The 19,282-nt window shown below is 44.5% G+C and carries 20 protein-coding genes; 4 read left to right on the top strand and 16 right to left on the bottom strand.

The genetic code is table 11. The features are described from left to right. Positions 1 to 23 precede the first annotated feature (23 nt). From TY09_RS13930 to TY09_RS13945, 4 genes are all read right to left on the bottom strand, one after another. Positions 24 to 749 carry a class I SAM-dependent methyltransferase gene (locus TY09_RS13930; RefSeq protein WP_052335665.1) on the bottom strand — a complete coding sequence of 242 codons (726 nt, stop codon included), beginning with the start codon at positions 747 to 749 and terminating at the stop codon, positions 24 to 26. A gap of 77 nt (positions 750 to 826) precedes the next feature. Continuing rightward, positions 827 to 1,399, bottom strand: a complete 573-nt coding sequence (locus TY09_RS13935; protein WP_042435580.1) for a TetR/AcrR family transcriptional regulator — start codon at positions 1,397 to 1,399, stop codon at positions 827 to 829. A gap of 360 nt (positions 1,400 to 1,759) precedes the next feature. After that, positions 1,760 to 3,160 (bottom strand): relaxase/mobilization nuclease domain-containing protein, encoded by a 1,401-nt coding sequence (locus TY09_RS13940; RefSeq protein ID WP_042435583.1) that lies wholly within the window; start codon positions 3,158 to 3,160, stop codon positions 1,760 to 1,762. A 78-nt stretch (positions 3,161 to 3,238) separates the two neighbouring features. After that, entirely contained in the window at positions 3,239 to 3,538 is a 300-nt protein-coding gene (locus TY09_RS13945) for a CD1845 family protein (RefSeq protein WP_042435585.1), read from the bottom strand. A gap of 212 nt (positions 3,539 to 3,750) precedes the next feature. Here TY09_RS13945 and TY09_RS13950 point away from each other — a divergent pair, with 212 nt between their 5' ends. Further along, positions 3,751 to 4,623: a DNA adenine methylase gene (locus tag TY09_RS13950; RefSeq protein ID WP_042435588.1), complete on the top strand. Its 873-nt coding sequence runs from the start codon at positions 3,751 to 3,753 to the stop codon at positions 4,621 to 4,623. A gap of 8 nt (positions 4,624 to 4,631) precedes the next feature. Beyond that, a complete protein-coding gene (locus tag TY09_RS17705) occupies positions 4,632 to 6,320 on the top strand; it encodes an AAA family ATPase (protein ID WP_147584686.1) in 1,689 nt (562 codons plus the stop codon). A 43-nt stretch (positions 6,321 to 6,363) separates the two neighbouring features. Here TY09_RS17705 and TY09_RS13960 read toward each other — a convergent pair whose 3' ends face one another. The 11 genes from TY09_RS13960 to TY09_RS14010 form a co-directional block, all read right to left on the bottom strand. Beyond that, complete coding sequence (locus TY09_RS13960; protein ID WP_042435590.1) at positions 6,364 to 6,711, bottom strand: plasmid mobilization protein; 348 nt, start codon at positions 6,709 to 6,711, stop codon at positions 6,364 to 6,366. Beyond that, entirely contained in the window at positions 6,708 to 6,890 is a 183-nt protein-coding gene (locus TY09_RS13965; RefSeq protein ID WP_042435592.1) for a DUF4316 domain-containing protein, read from the bottom strand. Before TY09_RS13965 ends, TY09_RS13960 begins: the two co-directional genes overlap by 4 nt. A gap of 219 nt (positions 6,891 to 7,109) precedes the next feature. Beyond that, positions 7,110 to 7,775, bottom strand: a complete 666-nt coding sequence (locus TY09_RS13970) for a DUF4366 domain-containing protein (protein WP_042435626.1) — start codon at positions 7,773 to 7,775, stop codon at positions 7,110 to 7,112. Between the two features lie 2 nt (positions 7,776 to 7,777). Beyond that, complete coding sequence (locus tag TY09_RS13975; protein ID WP_042435595.1) at positions 7,778 to 8,047, bottom strand: DUF4315 family protein; 270 nt, start codon at positions 8,045 to 8,047, stop codon at positions 7,778 to 7,780. Between the two features lie 18 nt (positions 8,048 to 8,065). Next, the gene (locus tag TY09_RS13980) at positions 8,066 to 10,072 is read right to left on the bottom strand and encodes a C40 family peptidase (RefSeq protein WP_042435598.1); all 2,007 of its coding nucleotides are present in this window, start codon (positions 10,070 to 10,072) and stop codon (positions 8,066 to 8,068) included. Then, positions 10,065 to 12,428 (bottom strand): VirB4-like conjugal transfer ATPase, CD1110 family, encoded by a 2,364-nt coding sequence (locus TY09_RS13985; protein ID WP_042435601.1) that lies wholly within the window; start codon positions 12,426 to 12,428, stop codon positions 10,065 to 10,067. Before TY09_RS13985 ends, TY09_RS13980 begins: the two co-directional genes overlap by 8 nt. Next, on the bottom strand, positions 12,376 to 12,771 hold the full coding sequence (locus TY09_RS13990) for a PrgI family protein (RefSeq protein ID WP_042435604.1): 396 nt from the start codon (positions 12,769 to 12,771) through the stop codon (positions 12,376 to 12,378). The genes TY09_RS13985 and TY09_RS13990 overlap by 53 nt, the downstream gene beginning before the upstream one ends. Positions 12,772 to 12,818: 47 nt before the next feature. Beyond that, positions 12,819 to 13,217 (bottom strand): DUF7007 domain-containing protein, encoded by a 399-nt coding sequence (locus TY09_RS13995; protein WP_042435607.1) that lies wholly within the window; start codon positions 13,215 to 13,217, stop codon positions 12,819 to 12,821. Positions 13,218 to 13,256: 39 nt separating this feature from the next. Then, positions 13,257 to 13,730, bottom strand: a complete 474-nt coding sequence (locus tag TY09_RS14000) for a SpoVG family protein (RefSeq protein ID WP_187119616.1) — start codon at positions 13,728 to 13,730, stop codon at positions 13,257 to 13,259. 45 nt (positions 13,731 to 13,775) lie between these two features. Further along, on the bottom strand, positions 13,776 to 14,645 hold the full coding sequence (locus TY09_RS14005) for a VirB6/TrbL-like conjugal transfer protein, CD1112 family (protein WP_042435611.1): 870 nt from the start codon (positions 14,643 to 14,645) through the stop codon (positions 13,776 to 13,778). An 11-nt stretch (positions 14,646 to 14,656) separates the two neighbouring features. After that, complete coding sequence (locus TY09_RS14010) at positions 14,657 to 14,869, bottom strand: Maff2 family mobile element protein (protein ID WP_029503481.1); 213 nt, start codon at positions 14,867 to 14,869, stop codon at positions 14,657 to 14,659. Positions 14,870 to 15,185: 316 nt separating this feature from the next. Between TY09_RS14010 and TY09_RS14015 the strand changes: the two genes are divergently transcribed. After that, on the top strand, positions 15,186 to 16,643 hold the full coding sequence (locus TY09_RS14015) for a DUF5677 domain-containing protein (protein ID WP_042435614.1): 1,458 nt from the start codon (positions 15,186 to 15,188) through the stop codon (positions 16,641 to 16,643). Next, on the top strand, positions 16,636 to 17,757 hold the full coding sequence (locus TY09_RS14020; protein ID WP_042435617.1) for a hypothetical protein: 1,122 nt from the start codon (positions 16,636 to 16,638) through the stop codon (positions 17,755 to 17,757). Before TY09_RS14015 ends, TY09_RS14020 begins: the two co-directional genes overlap by 8 nt. An 85-nt stretch (positions 17,758 to 17,842) precedes the next feature. On the opposite strand, the gene TY09_RS14025 is transcribed toward TY09_RS14020, so the two are convergent. Further along, the coding region (locus tag TY09_RS14025) for a VirD4-like conjugal transfer protein, CD1115 family (protein ID WP_042435632.1) at positions 17,843 to 19,282 on the bottom strand (1,440 nt) is incomplete at its 5' end.

Raw genomic sequence — 19,282 nt, forward strand, 5'->3', positions numbered from 1 at the left:
CCCCTACATTATTTCATCAGTTACTATTTTTCTGCTCTAATAATTACCGTTCCACAATTTTGATACAAAACCTCAACAGTTTTAAAACCGGCATTTTTCATAAGCTCAAATTGATGTTCCAATGTCAGTGGAATATCAATATGTATAAACATATCTTCGGGTATATTATTTTGCTTGCGTCTATATTCGTATCCCTCAAGACAAAGTGCCTCCTCTTCATCACAACAGGCAATATAGTCACATTCTATATAATATCCACCGGCTTTTATCGTCTGATAAAGTTTACTATAAATCAGTTGCTTTTTTTCATATTTAAAATGGTGAAGTGTTTCAAAAGACATAGCAGCGTCAAACTTGTTTTCCTCAAACGGGTATTCAAAATAGTCCGCATTGATTATTTCAATGTTTTTATCACCATAGTTTTCTCGCAACTTGTCAAGCATAGATTCAGACAAATCAATACCTGTAACCTTGACTTCGGGAAATCTCTTGTACATTGATTCAAGCTCCAAACCTGTGCCACAACCAATATCAAGTAATGTTTTCAAACTATCATCAAAGAAATCTGCAATATGAGCGTATTCCTCGCCCCAGTTTTTTAAATGAACATTATTATATTCACTAATCCTATTAGCGAAAAAATCCGCCATTTCTTCCACAGGAACATTCTTTACCCCATCAAGCCAATCTTTTAATTCGCTTAAATATTTTTTGGTTTCCTCTTGAGTTCGGATTTTACTTTTTAGCATAACGATTTTGTCCTTTCATAAAATCTGTTAATAATGAATTGATTATTTGATTTGCGTTGGGTTAGATAATAGGAGTATCACTTATGTTCTTTGTCCTCTATTACTAAAGCAAATCGGTAAAAAGCATTTTTAATAAGCGTAATTACTTCCTCATATGGCAAGTCAATATCGTCTGATACAATTTGAGTTGCAATACCATGTGAATAAAGCCACACATCCCTAAATAAATTTCGTGCGTTTTCCAGACTAAGGCCCGTTATTTCCTTTGCATTTAGAATTGAAAGTTGGTTCCAATCAGCATCAAGAATATCTTTAATACTTTTCCCCGCACAAGCTTTGTTCATAAAAAGGGTATTAAATATATTTTTTTCTTGTCTGGCAAATTCAATGTAAGCAATTCCTTGCATTAGGAGGCGGTTATCATTACTCATTCGGGCTTCCATGAAAGTGTTATAATATATATTGAGTTGAGTAATGACATCTTGTTTTAGTGCTTCCATATTTTCATAAACGCGGAATAAAGGTTTGGTTGAGCAGTTCAATACGGAAGCAATACTTCTTGCGTTTATCCCCTCCATGCCCTGTTCGCGTACTATAGAAATAGCAGCCCTCAAAATTGCTTCCTTATTAGTTAATGGCTTTGGCGGCATATAAAGTCCTCCTAAATGAATATTTATCATTGAAAAAATTGCTTTTTAATAATGAATATGAACGGAAACGGATGTTGCGCAACATCTGTTACTATTATATCAAAACCACACAAAATGTCAAGGAGTTGGCCTAACAAGCTTAACAAAACTGGTTAAGCAGTTCCTTGTGTAGCTCTCATTAACGGAGGTTATGCTAACCGGCAAGCAGGGCAAGTGTCAATACACTTGCATATTTTCGAGATTTTCCCTGACGGGAAAACTCAAAAATTGCTTGTTGGGGAGTGCCTTCCCCAAACCCTGCGACTTCGGGCCAACTTGGCCCGAAGTCGGTGCGTTGCACCTCATGTTGCGTCATGTTCGCTATCGCTCCATTTCCTTATTTTTCTGCGCGTCCGTCAGTCCGAGCAGATGGTCTATATTGCTTTTCACTGTAACAATTTCCTGCATGGCCTTTTTGGTTTCTCGATACTCCCGGTAACCCTTTTTCTTATCTGCCGACAACCGCTGAAACTCTGCTTTCAGCGTATCCATTTTGGGGAGCTTCGCCCCGGATAGCAACCGCCGGAACGTGTTCTGTGCCGCCCGATAGACGGCAATATCCGCTTCGTGCTCGACAAGATATTTCTGACTATACTTCGCCGCCTTGTACCCCTCAAACACAGACCAGGCTTTCGCATAATCTACCACCGCCGCCTTTAGTTCTGCGTTGATACGTAGAGCGGCTTCGGTGGCTTTTATGCTGTCTGAAAGCGCATGGAAACGGTCGGTAAGTTCTGCGGTTTTTTGCTCCAAATCCGCGTATTCCATCAGGCCGTTTTCCTGCAAATACTGTAACGCCGCCGCCATCTGCTTTAAGTTGAATACCTTTGCCCAGCGTTCATAGGCCGGGCCTTTTCCGGCTTTCATACGAGATTGAATATCTACAATCAGATTGATCTTGCGCCGTTCCTGCGGAGCAGCTTTGCCCTCAATCGCCGCTTGTATATCCTCCTGCCCGTAGCCCTTGCCAAGCGTAGAAGCATGGAGCCGGGTAAAGCGTTCCTGTCCCTCTGCCCGAAAGCTGATGGTGCCGCCACGCCCATGCTTGATTTCATAACCAGCCGCCGCCATTGTCTGTAAAAAAGTGTCCATATCCGGCGGCTTCGTTGCAAGGCAAATATCAATCTGCGCCTTTAATTTCTCTTGAAATGTCGGCGGCTTGTGACCGCCCAACCATTCCCCGTAGTGTTTGAATTTTCCCTTGCTGTGGCGTTTGGGATTGGTGATAACAGACAGTCCGTTTTCAAGGCATATCCGGTCAGAGAGCCGCCGCACCGCACGAGCTGAACCGATAAAATCCCGGAACTTTCGGGTGCAATCCAGCGAGGTGGAATTGTAGTAAATATGGCAATGCGGGTGGGGGCGGTCAGCATGGGAAACCACAAAAAAAGCGTGTTGGCCTTTCGTCCAGCGCATGGCAAGGTCATAGCTGATTTTTAGAGCGGTTTCCGGGTCGGTTTCGTCGGGTGGGAACGACTGCCGAATTTGATAATACAGCACATCATTTTCCCGTTTTTGTTCTCGCCCGGTAATAGATTTGTACTTTGCTTTGGAGAGTAAAAATTCTGCGTCAGCGGTGGCGGGGTCACATTCATAGGCAAGAATTAAATCGCCGTTTCGGGTCTTATCTGGATTTTTCCCGTAGTCAAAACCGTCTTTTAAAGTTTCCATAATAGTCATGCCGCTTCCCGTGTGACGGGTCATAAGGCGGGTGGTTGCCATGTCCGTTTCCTCCTTTCCTCGAAAAAAACTTCGGGCCAAGTTGACCCGAAGTTGCCCGGCAGTTCTGTTATACGGCTATTAGCTGACAATGAAAAAGCGAAGCGAATTATTCAGGCTGTGCAGTCCGTCAATGAGGTGTTCCGCAATGGCGGGAATCCCAAGGGGAGAAATCAAAAACGACAGGAACAGGAACACGCCGAAGCCCAGCTTTTCGTCGCTTATCAGCAGGGCGATACTGATAAGAACGCCTATCCCGGAAACCACCTGTAAGAGAGCGGCGGCATAGCAGAACACAAATTCAATCATGGGTGTTACTATCGTCAGCAGAACTACAAACGGCGCGGCGATAATCTTAAATATCAGCTTGATAAACTTCATAAAAATTCTCCTTTCATTGAGTGGATTTTTTGTTGTATCCTACCTATATTTTACTATTTCGGGCAGGATGCAACAATGTTGTCGAGGCCGCACCGATCTTGTCCCGGGACTTCGGGACAAGTTGGCCCGAAGTAGGTTATTCTATTTGCCTTTTTAAGTGCAATAGAGTATAATTATTTTGGTAAATTATATGGAAAGGAGGGGGTGACAAGATGAATTTTTCTCCATTACGGTATCCAGGTGGTAAAAGCAGACTTGCCGGATTTATAAAATTAGCTATTCAAAATTCAGGCATAAAAAACGGTACTTATATTGAGCCTTTTGCCGGCGGCGCAGGTGTCGCCCTCTCTCTATTGATGGAAGGCTCGGTTGAAAATATTGTTATTAATGATTATGATAAAGCGATCTATTCTTTTTGGCGTGCAGTCAAAGAAGAGCCAAAGGCTTTAATTGAGCGAATTGAAACAACTCCCATTAATATTGAAGAATGGCGTAGACAAAAGGATATATATTGTAATTCAAGTTCATATTCAGTAGATTTAGCCTTTGCAACATTGTTTCTAAATCGGACAAACCGTTCAGGCATCTTAACCGCAGGTCCTATTGGTGGGTATGCACAAGATGGAGACTGGAAATTAGATGTTCGCTTTAATAGAAATGCTGTGTGTGAGAAGATTGAAAAGATTGCTGCCTACAGACAAAATATTTATGTATATAACAAAGATATATTGAGTCTGTTAGAGAAGTTCATCCCTCAATTTGGCGATAATGTTTTTATTTATTTTGATCCACCGTACTACAACAAAGGACAAAAACTATATAAGAACTTCTTTTCTCCCTCGGATCATAAGCGAATACGGGATGCAATAGCCGAGAAAATAATGGTTCCATGGATTATTACATATGATGATATTAAAGCTATACAAGAGTTGTATGAAGGTTATTCTGTAAAACGATTTGATTTAACTTATAGTGCCGCCAATAAGGGGGTAGCCTCTGAACTAATGGTCTTTTCGGATATTGCTTTTTGTCCGACACCAGAACAATTAGCTAACCAGAAGATTAATATTAATTTGAGGGAATAGGTACACAAATGATTATAAAAGAAATTCAAATTGAACAGTTTAGAGCATTTGAACAAGCCTCCTTTTCACTTGGTAAACGTATAACCGCAATATCAGGAAGAAATGCAACACAAAAAACTACAGTTCTGGGTATGATTGGGCAACCCTTTACCATATCTAGTCGCCACCCCCTATACGGATGCAAAACTATTGATGGTTTCAATTTTAGATCTCAATTTAAAGAAAAATTTAAAATTTCTCCAAGTCATGATACTATTGGGCAACACAGATGGACTTTGAATCTACATAATGGCATTCATACTCAAAATTATTATAAGGTTGAAAGCATTGCACGTAGGCAGGGACAAAGAGAAGCTACCTTGCGATTTTGGAATGCAGAAAGCAGAGCAAGCGGTGCGGGATATATACAACTTCCTGTTTATTTTTTGAGCCTTAGTAGATTATTTCCCATTGGAGAATCAGGAAAAACTCAGACCATACCTCCTGAATTGACACCCGAAGAATTGGACTATTGTGTTACTAACTATAGAACTATTTTATCAATACAACAAACACCGGGGGATGTTTCAATCGGCATTGAAAAAGGAACTGCTTCTCGTATGTTCTCTGGTGTGAGTGATGGTGTCCATGATATATTCACGAACTCAGCCGGGGAAGGAAATATCACCAAAATTATATTAGCAGTTCTTTCTTTCAAAAGATTAAAGGAACAGTATCCGAGAGATTATAAAGGCGGATTACTTCTAATTGATGAATTAGACGCAACTCTTTACGGTTTTTCGCAAAAGTCTTTAATTGATTATCTTTGGACGGCAGCGAAAGAATATAAAATTCAAATTGTTTTCACGACACATTCACCTATAGTTTTAAAACAGGTTAATAAATATCAAAGGAAAGAGCGGCAACAAAAAGGTATAGATCTTCCCTTATCTGCATATGATAGTGCTATAGTATATCTAGAGCCGAGATATGATGCAGAGGGAAAGCGAATGATTATGCCTAAAAATATATCTACAACTAACGACCTCAATTCAATACTTAATGATATAAACCTCGCTGTGCCAAGTTCCGGTAATAAAATTAATGTGTATTGCGAGGATAATCGTGCTGTAGCGTTTGTCCAGTTTGTGTTGTCTACGGCATTGGGCATAAATTTAGACTTATATATGAATTTCGTAGACATTAATCTTGGGTGGACAAATTATGTTCAATTATACGAAAAGTTGGTTCCAGAGTTCCGTAATAACTTGATTGTTTTAGATGGAGACGTTCTGTCTAAGCAAGAATACCGTCCAAAAGAACGTATTATTTCAGAAGCGGGGAATTTTTTATTCCTTCCTTTAACAATAGAAAAAAGTTTATTTGAGACACTCAAGAATCACGAACAATTTAATAGGTTTAAAGATAATGTTGCAAGATCAACACCTTTAAATTATGATATATGTTTTAATGAATGGCCTTTAGAATCCGTACGATATAATACCAATGATTTCAAGCATTGGTTTGCACATATTGAATCAATTATTGGGGATCAAGATTTGCTATATACTTTTTGGTGTAATGAAAATCATTCTGCTGTTGATTCTTTTGTGGAAAAATTTATTGTTGCTTTTAATATTTTAGCGGAACGTCAAGAGATTGATTCTTTGCCAATCACAACAACTGCTGAAAATCCAGTCGTTCAAGAGGAAAGTTAAAATAAAGTGTGGAGGGAATATTTAATCCCCTCCACATTTTTATTTATTTATTTACTATCGCCGTAAGCTGTTTGAGTACCTCTGAAACCTGGCCCCACAATTCTGTATAATCTTTTTGCAGGGCGGTAATTTCAGATGGATAAACGCCGTAGGTATTCGCATGAATGGCAACCTGATTCAGATTGTTGGCACATCTGCGTTGCAGGGAAACCAGCTCCCGGACGGGAGCAAGGTCAACATTCAGCACATAACCATTGAGTGCCATTTTTCGGATATACGCACTTAAATTCTGCGTTCCGGCCTGCGCCATACGTTCCCCAATGGCGGCGTATTCTTCCTCACTCACCCAAATATAAAGGGGAACGCCCCGTCTGCGTTTGGGGCGGCTCACCGTTCCTCCCGTTCCCGACTCCGGCGTTTTGCTGGCGGCTCCTTTACCCGGTCTTTCGGTTTTTCCTCCGGCATAGCCTGCACAACAGGTAGAGGAGCATTATTCGGAATCCCATCAATCATGTTATAATTCTGCTCGGTCGAAAGCTCTGCATTTTTCAAGTAGTTATCCTTTTCCATTCTAAAAACCTCCTTTTTGTGACTTCGGGCCAAGTTGGCCCGAAGTTCCCTCCCCTTTAGGCAGAATCAAATCCCGGTAGCAAACGCCCACACAGACAGATCCGTTCCAATAACTGCAATCCCGGCAGGGAGAGCCTTTCGGCGGCTTGTGCGGTGGAGCCGGACGGCAAGGACGGGGCTTTTCTTTCATTATTTTTTCATAAGGGCTGTTGGTAAAATTCATACGTCCTCGTCCTCCCCGATATCAGAATCCTCCCCATCTACTTCCCACGGGAGAGTATCGTCCTCCTGCTCGTCGTAGGGGTCGGCTTCGTATTCATCAAATTCGTCCTCTGGCAAAGCGGCCTGTTCCTGTTTGGGACGGTAAATCTTAAAGTAATATCCGGCTCCGCCGCCAATTACGACAACCACCAGCACCATCAGGAGCATTGCGGGATTGCCTTTTTGTTCCGGCTCCGGCTCGGACGTTGGCTCTGGCGTGACTTCGGGGGTGATTTCCGGTTCCGAAGTGGACAGCGGATTTTCTCCGTCGTGAGTATCCTCGGATTTCTCCGCAAGAGCCAGCAGGTCTTTTTCCGTCACGGCGTTCAGAAAATATACGTTGTCCTGTTCCCTCTGAAGGTCAATGACAAGATAGAATATATTTTCGTCCGGGGTGGTAATGGTGTAGAATTGCTTTCCGTCCTCGTCCGTAGCGGTATTGACTACGGTTCCCGTTCCGGCAGGGGTAAAGGGATTTGGGTTGCTGGTTGTTTCAGGAGCAACTGGGGCTTCCGTTACCTCCAAGGTTTCCTCACCTCCGCTGGCATAGGCAGTGAAAGGAAAAGCCGCTATGCAGAGCATAACGGCGGCAAGCAGGGTCAATATACGTTTTTTCGGTTTCATCTTCATTCTTCGATTTCCTCCTTTTCAGTTTGGGCGGGTACTGCGGACTTCGGGCCAAGTTGGCCCGAAGTAGCCCCGCCTGTCTTTGCCACTTTCAGCAGGTCGGCAAGGTCGGTCAGGGAAATATCCATGCCGCGCACCGCGTCCACGATTTCCAGATTTTCAAGCTCGGTTTTCTGCTTTTCCAGCTCCCGCAGCTTTGTTTGAAACTCATTGATTTTATCCTTTGTTTTCTGTATGTCCTTGCAGACACGTTCAATTTTTGCGTTCAAAAGTTACCTCCTTTTTGGTTATGGCAAACGCCCATAGCCTAAAAAATGACTTTGCCAGTAGCTTGTATTGATCGAAGTGTACTGTATGGGGGAGCCGCAATGGATCATCATGCCGTTTCCAACGTAAATCCCCACATGGCTTGCGCCGGAAGTATCGTAAGTGCCTTGAAAGAAAATCAGGTCGCCGGGCTGTGCTTCACCCGGTGGAATATAGGAACAGGCATTGAAAAGCCCGGTTGCGGTGGTTCGTCCCACGCTTCCTACACCCGACTGATTGATGACCCAGCATACAAAGCCGGAACAATCAAAGGAAGTGGAGGGGGAAGAACCGCCCCAAACATAGGGGTAGCCTAAATATTTCTCGGCTTCGGCAATCATGGCGGCAAATTCCGGGTCGGCCAGAGCTTGTGGCGGAATGTCGTAATCCGTGTATTCTCCCGCATGGGCGTAAATGTTGCCCTCAAACAGATAAGGGCGGTTGCCTTTGGTCTTTTGGTAAATGGCATAGCGTTCCGTTTGTTCCGGGTCGAGATTGGCAAGAGCCACGGCTCCCAATGACTTGTTTTTCAAAGACACATTGAGGATATAGTAATCATAGGGAACCTCGTAGGTGTCGGTATGGGTTTCGCCATTTTCGTCCGTCCAAGTGTCGGTTTCCGTGCGGTAACGTACCTCTACCGTTTCCGTGATGGTCAGGATATATTGCTGTCCGAACAGGGCTTGCAGTTCGGCCTGTACCTGTGTCGGGGTGTAACCGCCGTATTTGGCAGTCAGATAGGAAGCCAACTCAAACGGGTCATGCCCGATTTCGTCCACGGAATAGAGGTACTCGTCATAGCCGGGATAATCGCTTTCTATCCGGGAGAGCCGTTCCCTCAAATCCTTTTCCAGCGCGGTATAGCGTTCTTCCACGGCTTCAATATCGCTGTCGGACGAGCCGTAGGAAGTGCCGCCTACCACGCTAATCAGGCTGTTGCCAATGGTGGTGATTCCCGCCATGCAGGATTGCAGAACCACAATCAGCAGAAGCAGTACCAGCCCAAGCAGTAAAATCTTTGGATTACGTTTTACAAAGGCTGCAACCGTCCGGGCTACTTTTTCCGTGAAGCGTACCGCTTTTTTGCCCTGCTTTGCGGCTTTCTTTGCCTGCTTTCGGTACTGCTTTTTTAGCTGCTGCTTCTGCCAGAACCGGGAAACCGGATTGCTTTGCAAGCCCGGATTGTCCTGTATAAGTTGGCGGTAAGCGTAATCGGCTCTTGCGCTGATATGCTTGTTTTCCCATTTGCGAACCTGCCGGGCGGGACGGGTGCGGATACGGTGCTTGATAAAGCGTGTACTACCCCGGACAAGATGTTCCCCGGCAAGCTCCGTTTTGTGGGCGGCTTCCGTACCCGCATTTTCATGCTCCACCTGATGAATTTTCCCATGCCCATACCGCCAAGACTGATACCCGGCGGCACGGCTGATGGTTTTAATGGGGCCGGGTCTTTTTTGCGGCTTCTGATTCGCCAACTTCTCACGGGCAGTATTCAGCTTTTCGCCACTCTTTTCCATACGGAGCTTGGATTTCTCCATACGCTTGCCGTCTTTTGCTGCCTTTTTACTGGAAGAGCCAGAATGAGAATCGGCTCCAGCAGTTTCACCGCCCGGCGAGGTGTCTGTTTTTTCATTACCGGACGGCGATTCTCCGTCACGGCGCAGACGCTCCGAAGGACGGGGCTTTTTGCTGTCCTGCCGGAGCTTTCCCGACTTCGGGCCAAGTTGGCCCGAAGTGACAGAAGTGCTTTCCGCAGAGGAAGAAGTGTCGGGAACGGCTTCCTCTTCAAACCGCAGTTTCTTAGTTTCTGTGTTGGGAAGAACTGGGTCGGTGCTGTTTTTAGCAGTGGACATTGCGTCCGGCAGTGTCATATCGTGGGAGCCACTCTTTTTTGTCGCAGTCCGTTTTTTTGACTTCGGGCCAAGTTGACCCGAAGTTACCGCCTGTTCCTTTGGTGCAAACCGCAAGCGCCTGCCCGTATCACGCATTTTGGGCCTCCCTTATGTCCTCCGGCCTTGTGGTGAGCAGATTGTAGATTTCACCACGGGGGAAACGGTCTACAAAGGGAATGGTGGTACTGCCAAAGAACAAAAGCCCCTCCCCGGAATTGCTGTGGGCGATATAGGAAAGCTGATGTTCCGATATGCCAAGCTGTTTGGCGAGAATCGCCCGGTCACCCTGCGCCTGTGACAGCAGTATCATAAAGTCGCTGTTTTCCAAGATATTTTCAATCTCACGGCTGGCTAACAGGTCTTTCACATTCTGCGTGAGGGCACTCGGTACACAGCCCTTTTTACGGAGCATTTTCCATACACGGACAAAGTAGCTGGCAGAAAGTGCGTCCTGCAACAAAATGTGAAATTCATCATAATAACACCAGGTCGCAAGACTTCTTAAAAAGTTCTCGTCTACCGCCTGTGTCACCAGCTCGTTTGTGATGTGCATGGCAATTTTTCTTAGGTTTTCGCCCATGCTTTTTAACACAATACAGGTAATGCGGCTATCGGTCTGTACGTTGGTAGGGTAATTGAACATATTGAGGGAGCCGGTACAGTAAAGCTCCAAGGCGGTTGCAATCCGTCTGGCTTCCGGTTCGGGCTGCTGGCATAAGGTTTCATACAAATCTTGCAGAAGCGGCATTTTTCCGTCCCCGATTCCAAGGGCAAGTTCTCGGTACACCAAGCGCACACAACGGTCAATCACCGTTTTTTCAATGGGCTGTAAGCCCTCCTTGCCGCCGATAATCAGCTCACATAAGGACAATAAAAAATCCGCTTTCATCGAAAGCGGGCTATCCTCTCCGGCTAAATTCAGTTTTAAGTCCATTGGGTTGATGTGATGGGGGCTGTTGGGTGATATTTCTATGACCTCACCGCCAAGCCGCCTGACCAGCGGGGCATATTCGCCCATTGGGTCTACCACGATAATGCGGTCTTTGGTGGCAAGGAATACATTGATTAGCTCACGCTTTGCGGCGAAGCTCTTGCCGGAGCCGGTGGAGCCAAGATACAAACCGTTGGCGGATTTCAGCTTTTTGCGGTCTGCCATGATAACATTGTGGGAAAGGGCGTTCATGCCATAGTACAACGCCTGCCCGTCCATGCGAAGCTCCTGCGTCATAAAGGGAACGAAAATCGCCGTGGAGCTTGTTGTCATGCCCCGCTGTATCTCGATTCCATTGTACCCAAGAGGGAGAGAGGACATAAAGCCCTGTTCCTGCTGAAAGTCCAGCCGTTTCAGAAAGCAGTTATATTTCTGCGTAATGCCCGACACGGTGAAAATATCATTTTCCAACTGCTGACGGGTGGGGGCTGTGTTTACCACAAGGAACGTAAGCAGAAACATTCGCTCGTTGCGGCTCTGTAAATCTGCCAAGAGTGCCGCCGCGTCCTTGCTGTAAGTGAGCAAATCCGGGGGCAGAATGTCAATGTCATACCCGGCCCGGGCGGCTTTTTTCTGCTCGTCCATTTTCATACGGTCTATGTCGGTCAGTTTAGCCTTGACCGTTTTCACCGCTTTGGTCTGGTCTACGGTCTGGATATGCAGGGTAATGGTCATTTCCGCGTCTACCTCCAAAAGCTCCGCTAACAGCTTGTCGGAAAGCTCGGAAGCCATAATCTGCATATACAAAGCCGCACCCCATGTAGTCCCTACACGAAAGGCGCGGCTTTGGCGAAAGTCAAAGGACGTGGGGGCAATAAAGTCCTTTGTTCCCATGCCTGTTTTGGGTATCATATCCCATGAAAAGCGGAACAGCTCCCGCCCTCCGGGGTGAAGCTGGCTGTGCAGCACCTCCAAGCGTTCCCGCCCGGAAAGGGTTGCCGACTGTACGCCCAGCTTCTTGAAGCTCCCTATAATATCCGCTTCGATTCGTTCCAAGCGGGGGCGTGCCGCCGTGATTCCGTCTGCATTGATACCAAACGTGATGTATTTGGAGCGGACAATGCCATTGTTGCTTTTGGCAATCTGGTTTTCCAGCATGGCGGTAAATTCGCCCCGGATACTGTTAAAATCGTCGTCCTGTGGGGAAATGTTCACGCTGTAACGGTTCTCCGGGCGGGAGCGGTGATTGATAAATGAAAGCTGAAAGGGTAAGGCACTGTCAAAGTAGTTTAGGAAGCCGCAGTACCCATCAAAAATGGTGCTTTGGTCGTCACTGGAAGCCACGGCGTAGTTAATATCCTCATAGGAAAGGGTCTTTGTGTAGTAGCCCTCCCGCACCTTGCAGATACCGTCTTTCAGCATTTCCTTGTAGGGAATGGTCTGCTGTGCCGACTGCGGCCCACGCTTTTTAGGCTTTCCGCTTTTTGCGGGAATGGGCGGGCGTTTTGTTTTTTGCGCCATTGGGTGAAACCTCCTTTCCGGGGTTGCTTAGATAGGAATAGAAATTTTGTGTCTGATAAGGGCGTGTACGGGGCCATAGAAATTTGGAACGGACAATATTTCGCACCACCTTTTCCAGTGGCTGTCCGTCACGCTCATACATGGCAATGAGAAAGCAAGGGAGCATAAGGGCAATCATTAAGAGCATAGCCCCGGTATTGCCAATGGTGGTACGGGTAAAAAGATAAGTCGGAATCCCGACTACCGCCGCCGCTCCAAAGCATAGTAGCTGGCGTTTGGTAAGATTGAACGCCACTTTGGTTTTTATTTTCGATAAGTCATTCGGTACACTTACATAGGCCAATGAAAAATCCTCCTTTCTGACTTCGGGCCAACTTGGCCCGAAGTGTTTTATCGTTCTGCGCTGTGAGTGGGAACTGTCTGCCGTGCCGGGGTCTTTTCCAGTCCGGCCTGGCGTACCCTCCAATAGTCCGGGTTATACTCCCGGATAGACTTGTTGATGTTTTCCTCAAAAGCGGCCTTATCCTTAATGCGGTCAGGAACTGTCCACAGCTTTTTATCCAAAAGCTCCCTTAAAGCAACATCTTCCTGTGTATCTTCCTCAAAGCAGAGAAAACCGCTGTGACGAAAGCCGCACTTGATGGCGGCAGGAGAAAGTACCGCCGCCATATCTTTTGCAACCATTGTACCGCCGTGACTGGTGGTACTCACAAGAAACACGCCGGGGCAGAGAACGTCACAAGTCTGCACCTTGCCCCACGGCGATTGTTCCGGCTGTTGGTAGAGCATAAAATCCTCCTTTCCACTTCGGGCCAACTTGTCCCGAAGTTACCGTTCTGCACTTTTGGCCTTACTGGTCTTTGCCGTAGTAGAACGGGCGGCGTTTTCCTGTCCTGCTTGTTTCGCACCCTCCGCAAGCTGTTTTGGGATAGACTGCTTTTCAGGGGAAGCAATGGCAGCGGCACGGGTCTGCAACTTTTCAAGCTCTGCATGGTAGGCCGCTGTCACGGCTTCGGTCAGCTCGGCGCGAAATTCCTTTGTGATGGGGCGGGCCGTATCCCGGTAGCCGGTCTTGCTGGTCTTATCCGGCTTACTGGGCATACCTACAAAAATGCCCTTTTCATTCTGCAAAATCTTGAAATCGTCAATTACAAAGCAGTCGTTCAGCTTCAGACTGGCAAAGCCTACAAGATTGCCCTTTGGCTCAATGATCCGGGCGGTAACGTCCAGCTTCAGCGGAAGAGCCGCCTGTTCGGGTTGCTGTTCCGTTTCCTGCGGAACTGTTGTTTTTTCGTTACTCATCGTAAAAATTTCTCCTTTCTCACTTCGGGCCAACTTGTCCCGAAGTCATCCGTGTGCTCCAAAAATAGATTTCGCAAGGCTTCCCGTCTTGAACATGGTGAAGCACAAGAGAACCGTATAGCCGATTACCGTCCATATGGCTCCAATGGGGTCGCCGCCTATGGCGATACTCTGCACCAGTTTTGCGTAAATCCCTACGCATACCAAAATCAGCAAGCCCTGAAAGCCCACAGCACACAAAGATTTTAAATAGTTTTGACCCATGCTGCCGATTTCTCGGTTGACCAAGGTCGCCATTGGTACAGGGGCTAAACTGGTGAGTAGGTAAATTTCAATCATTCTGCCGTACACAATGACAAATACGACAATGTTGATGACCACGACAACAATCCGTATCAGGAAGGATTGCATCCACAGGCCAAGCAGAGGGCCGATTTCCATTGTCATGAGCTGGGTTTCCAAGCTGTTCAGCATATCGGGGCTTACCGCCGTGTTTCCTGGAATCACGCCCCCTGCGCTGTTTATAACGCTTTGGGAAACATCAAATACCGCCATCACAATATTGAACGTATTGGAAAGAAGCAGTACCGCAACAAAGGTTTTAAATATCCACTTGAAGAAAATCCATGTGTCAATGTCATGCAGGTTGTTCCGGTCAATGAGCATTTGAATCAGCTCATAGCACATGACAAAGGTAAGCACCAGTCCGGCAATCGGCAGAACAACCGTTTCGGAAAGCTGCCGTATGAGGGAGAATACGCCGGGGTTCCAATTCCCCGGCGTGGTTCCCACCTGTGTTGCAATCTCTCCGATCTGGTCGTTCACGTTCTCGAAAAGGCCGCTTAAATTGCCCATGATACCGTCTACCAGCAGTCCCTTTATCCATTCATTAATCCAGTCGGTGAGAAAATCCATACCGGCCTACCTTAAAACAAGCTGGAAAGCATAGGTACAAGCGTTGTTCCCAGCAGGATAACGCCGCCCCCGGCCATGAGCTGTTTAATCCCTTGGGATTTTGCGCCGGGATTGTCCGACCCGTAGCCTTCCAAAAGGTTGATAACGCCCCACACGGCAAGGCCCGCACCAAGAGCCACAACAAGGGTCTGTAACGTACTAACTGCACTCGTAAAAAATTGCATAATCTGATTACCTCCATATTTTCATATTGTTTTTGGGTACAAAAAAACCGCCATTTCTGGCGGCTGTAACTTCGAGCCAAGTTGGCCCGAAGTTCTATATTCAGTTTAAGCAGGGTTTAGGGGGGATCACGAACCATGAAAACCACCTCTTTTCTCGTTGTTTTGTGGGGAATTTTGGTATATAATGAAAACAACCACTTGCGCAAAACAAGTGGTTGTTGAATATGTGTTCTTTTATTTTATATATTTGGAAAACTTAGTTTGGCAAATATGAGAACCTTACAACTCAGATACACGATGAAAGGACAAAAGTATTATGGAACCTAGTAAATTAAAAGACCATGTATTCAAAAAAGGGAAATTTACAACACCCCTTAACACCATTATGACACCACTTAACGATGATGATTCTTGGTCATATGGTCGCCTACCGGAATACTTATGGATTGGGTTAGTATTAAAAAAATATGGTCGTAGTGTTGGATTAGAAAAAATCTATAAAATAATATTGATACTACATGAGTTGGCACCAGACCTTTTCGCACCACGAATGTCTGATGTTTTATCTTTAGAATCTCCCGTACAGGCCTCGTTCTATGAACAGGTTCTTACAATCATGCCTAAAGATACTATAGCCCCATTGACACTTCTGCTTACGCAGAGCAAATATCCGGTATTTGCTGAATTTTTTTGTACGCCAACTCTTGATATAAAACGACGCCAAGATGTTATTTTGGAAACCATGCAAAATCTTATGGATCATCAAACCTATGAAGCAACTGATATTCGTTTTGTTGTTTTATACTTTGAACTCATATCTGGTCGTTTAAATATTCTAAAGGAGCAGGGGGACTTACTTAGAGAGTACCCCACACTAGACCATGCAAATGAAAAAATGAGAATGATTCGTCCTATGATAAGATCCATGGAAATGATGTCACTTCATTTAGAAAAAATTAACAAAGAGTATATTACTCTTTTTTGGGGAGGGATAAGTAAAATGACTGATTGTAACTTATTTACTATAAAATTTAAGAACGAAGATAAAGATATTGCTACATATTTAGAACAGCTCCATGAAGTTTTTATTTATCTTTCGCAACTATTTACTTCTGTCAATCCTTTAGATGAAAAAATGAAGGTCATTCTTGGCATAGCAACATACTCCTATAAACGTTTCAAAGAGGCCGCCAATCACAATCTATTTAACTCAATTTCTGGTAGAGGTTGTATAAGAGTTATGATAGAAAATTATATTATGTTAAAGTATTTACTAAAAAAAGAATCTGAACATCAAAACATATGGCGGGAATATCAATACTACGGTTTAGGGCTATATAAGTTGGTCTTAGCACGTCATAGAGAGTGTCAAGATTTAAATGTGACATCTCATTTCGACAAAGATTATATTGAGGCTCTAGTTAATGAATTTATCATAGAAGAAAGTGTCGATATGGATACGCGGTATTTTGACCAGCAAAATATTCGTTTAAAAGCTGAAGCAGTAAACGAAAAAGATTTATTTGGGCTTTATTACGATTATGATTCTTCATTTGAGCATGGATTATGGGGAGCTATTAGAGAAAGCTCTCTCGTAAAATGTCATAATCCTGCTCATCAGTACCACTGTGTTCCAGATGTTGATGACAATAATAATCTTAAAAGCGTTCTACCTGATTGCATAATGATAATGAGGAAAACTTTGATGCTTCTTAATGAGCTTTATGGGCTACCTGATGCATTGTATGAAGAGGTGAAAAATTTCGATGTATAATACTCTGGAAAACTTTATTTCCGATTTGCAAATGCGATATAGGGACTTACTAACAATACTAATACCTAATTTGCGTGCACAAAATTCATACTCCGCATTAGATGAAATTAATATTTTCTGGTACTCAAATATGGATGCTATTAAAATGTATTTACGCTACTTTGTTGCTCATTCAGATAGCTTTATCTTTACTGCAGCTACTTTTTTAGACATAAGTGATGATGAGCAATATCCTTTTGTCTTGCTCGGCAATGTGCACTTAGTCGACGACCCACTAAGTAGGTATTCCGAAGTGGCTGCAAAGGGATTCGATAAAAAATTTTCCGATAAACTCAAAGAACAAATTATATTATCTGCGGAAGATAACATTCGGATAATAAATGAATGCAAAGGGAAAATACTTATTCTCCCTTTGAGGTTGCTTGGGGAAACTGATGAAACTCAACTATTATTTTCTGCAGGAGAGAAAGCGTTCGTAAGCTTATTCAACAATATTAAAGATATTAAAGATTATTTTTTAAAGTGCAACACAATAAATGATATTCTTCGTTTTGCTAGAGATGGAATAGAAAACATTATTATATTTACCGAAAATGACAACCAATCAGTTTCCTTTTTACAGCGATTTGAAAGTGCAGTAAAAGAGTCTAGTTACATGTTTGATCAAAATAGTAGTGATGCTCATAAATTTTTCTTTTTAGTGTATGGTTATATACAACAGTCATTTGGCGTTTTGATGTCGTGCATTGAATATAACTGCATACCATATTTAAGAAATATGGTTTCGTTTTGTTATTTTATGTTGGTGTCTGAAAGTTTTGACGATCTTGAAGTCCTTCCTGCTATCCGGTATAAATGCTGCATTTCTCATTTAATTTATCGATTATGTAACAAAGAGGCCTTAGCACGATATTCACTTGAAACTGTTACTCACGTTGTATCAGAAGTGAATTTTCAGACGTTAATTTTTAGTTCACTAGTTACGGCTGGAGTATCTGAAAAAAATTTCTCTCCTAATAAAATTGCACCCAGCGTAGAACAATGCTTACAAACGCTATATAATGCACTTGAAATGAACGATGACAGCCCCAATCCACCCCAACTATTTAGTTAATACTAAACCTTATAGTACATTCTCTGCCACTTTCTGATTGGTGAGGCATTATAACTTCGGGCCAAATTGGCCCGAAGTTATATTTTTATGCAAACGCTTCCGGGTCGTCCACATCATCATAGTTGAGAATGTCCTCGTCCTCGTCTATGGCAGCGGCTTCCACTTCGGCGCTTACTTCATAAAGGGTATACTGCTCATTGGGGTTGAGCTTTTTCATGCGGCGGTTTACCAGCTTTGAAGCGTCAAAAGCGTTGCGCTTGTCGGCTTCGGCTGTACGCCCGTAATTGGGGTGCTTCTTCAAATCATATTTTGGGGAAAGGAAAGGCCGCAATCCTCGTAATTGCAGAATACACTTGTTTCCTGGCATGGTGGTCAATTCGTCCATTGTCATAAGCTCTTTGCCAAGCCGTTGCATATTCTGTCCGTAGCTTTCCGACTGGCCCCGTGTTCGGCTTTCCGTCTGCATGGAAATGGTTTCTTTCCCCAAAACCTCCGAAAGTTCCTTAATGGTACTATGTTCCCGCCCACCAAGAAAAATCACGCTGTCCATATTGCCCATAATTGTTTCCGCGTGGTCTTTGTATAAGGCCTTAAGTTGGCTCTGCGCCTGTAAAAACAGGCACAGGGAGATTTCACGGGAGCGAATGACAGCACAAAGTTTTTCGAGCTGTGGAACCTGTCCCGTGTTGGCGGCTTCGTCCCATAATACCCGCACATGATGGGGGAGCCTGCCGCCGTGTACCGTGTCGGCCCGTTCGCAAAGCAAATTGAACATCTGCGAAAAGGCAAGGGCAACTATAAAGTTATACGTTGTGTCGGTGTCGCTGATGATGAAGAAAGTAGCGGTTTTTCTGTCGCCCATGCGGTCTAATTCCATTTCATCATAGCTTGTAATTTCCCGAAGCTCTCCAATATCAAAGGGAGCCAAACGTGCGCCACAGCTAATCAAAATGGATTTTGTGGTCTTGCCGCTTGCTAATTTGAACTTCTTATACTGCCTTACGGCGAAATGATGGGGGTTGCGCTTCTCCAAGCCCATAAACATATAGTCCACGGCGTTCTTGAAATTTTCATCATCTTCCCTCGTTTCCATGCTGTTAATCATATCTACAAGGGTATTGATATTGCGTTCTTCCTCCGGCCCCTCAAAGACGATATATCCAATCAAAGCGCAATATAAAAGGGTTTCTGATTTCGTCCAGAACGGATCGCCCTCCTTGCCGTCCCCCTTGGTATTTTCAATCAGAGCATTTACAAACTTCAAAATGTCGCTCTCTGTTTTGATATACGACAAGGGGTTATAGTGCATGGATTTTGAAAAATCTATGCTGTTGAATACCTTGATTTTATAGCCCTGCTTTTGCAGGAATGTACCCACCTGCCCCAAAATGCCGCCCTTTGGGTCTACCACAACAAAGGAAGAATGGGCTTGAAGCAGGTTCGGGGTCAGCCAGAAGCGGGTTTTACCGCTTCCGCTGGAACCTATCACGCAACAATTCAGGTTCCGGGCATTGGCGGGATTGGC

The sequence above is a fragment of the Faecalispora jeddahensis genome, assembly GCF_000577335.1.
Taxonomy (GTDB): Bacteria; Bacillota; Clostridia; order Oscillospirales; family Acutalibacteraceae; genus Faecalispora; species Faecalispora jeddahensis.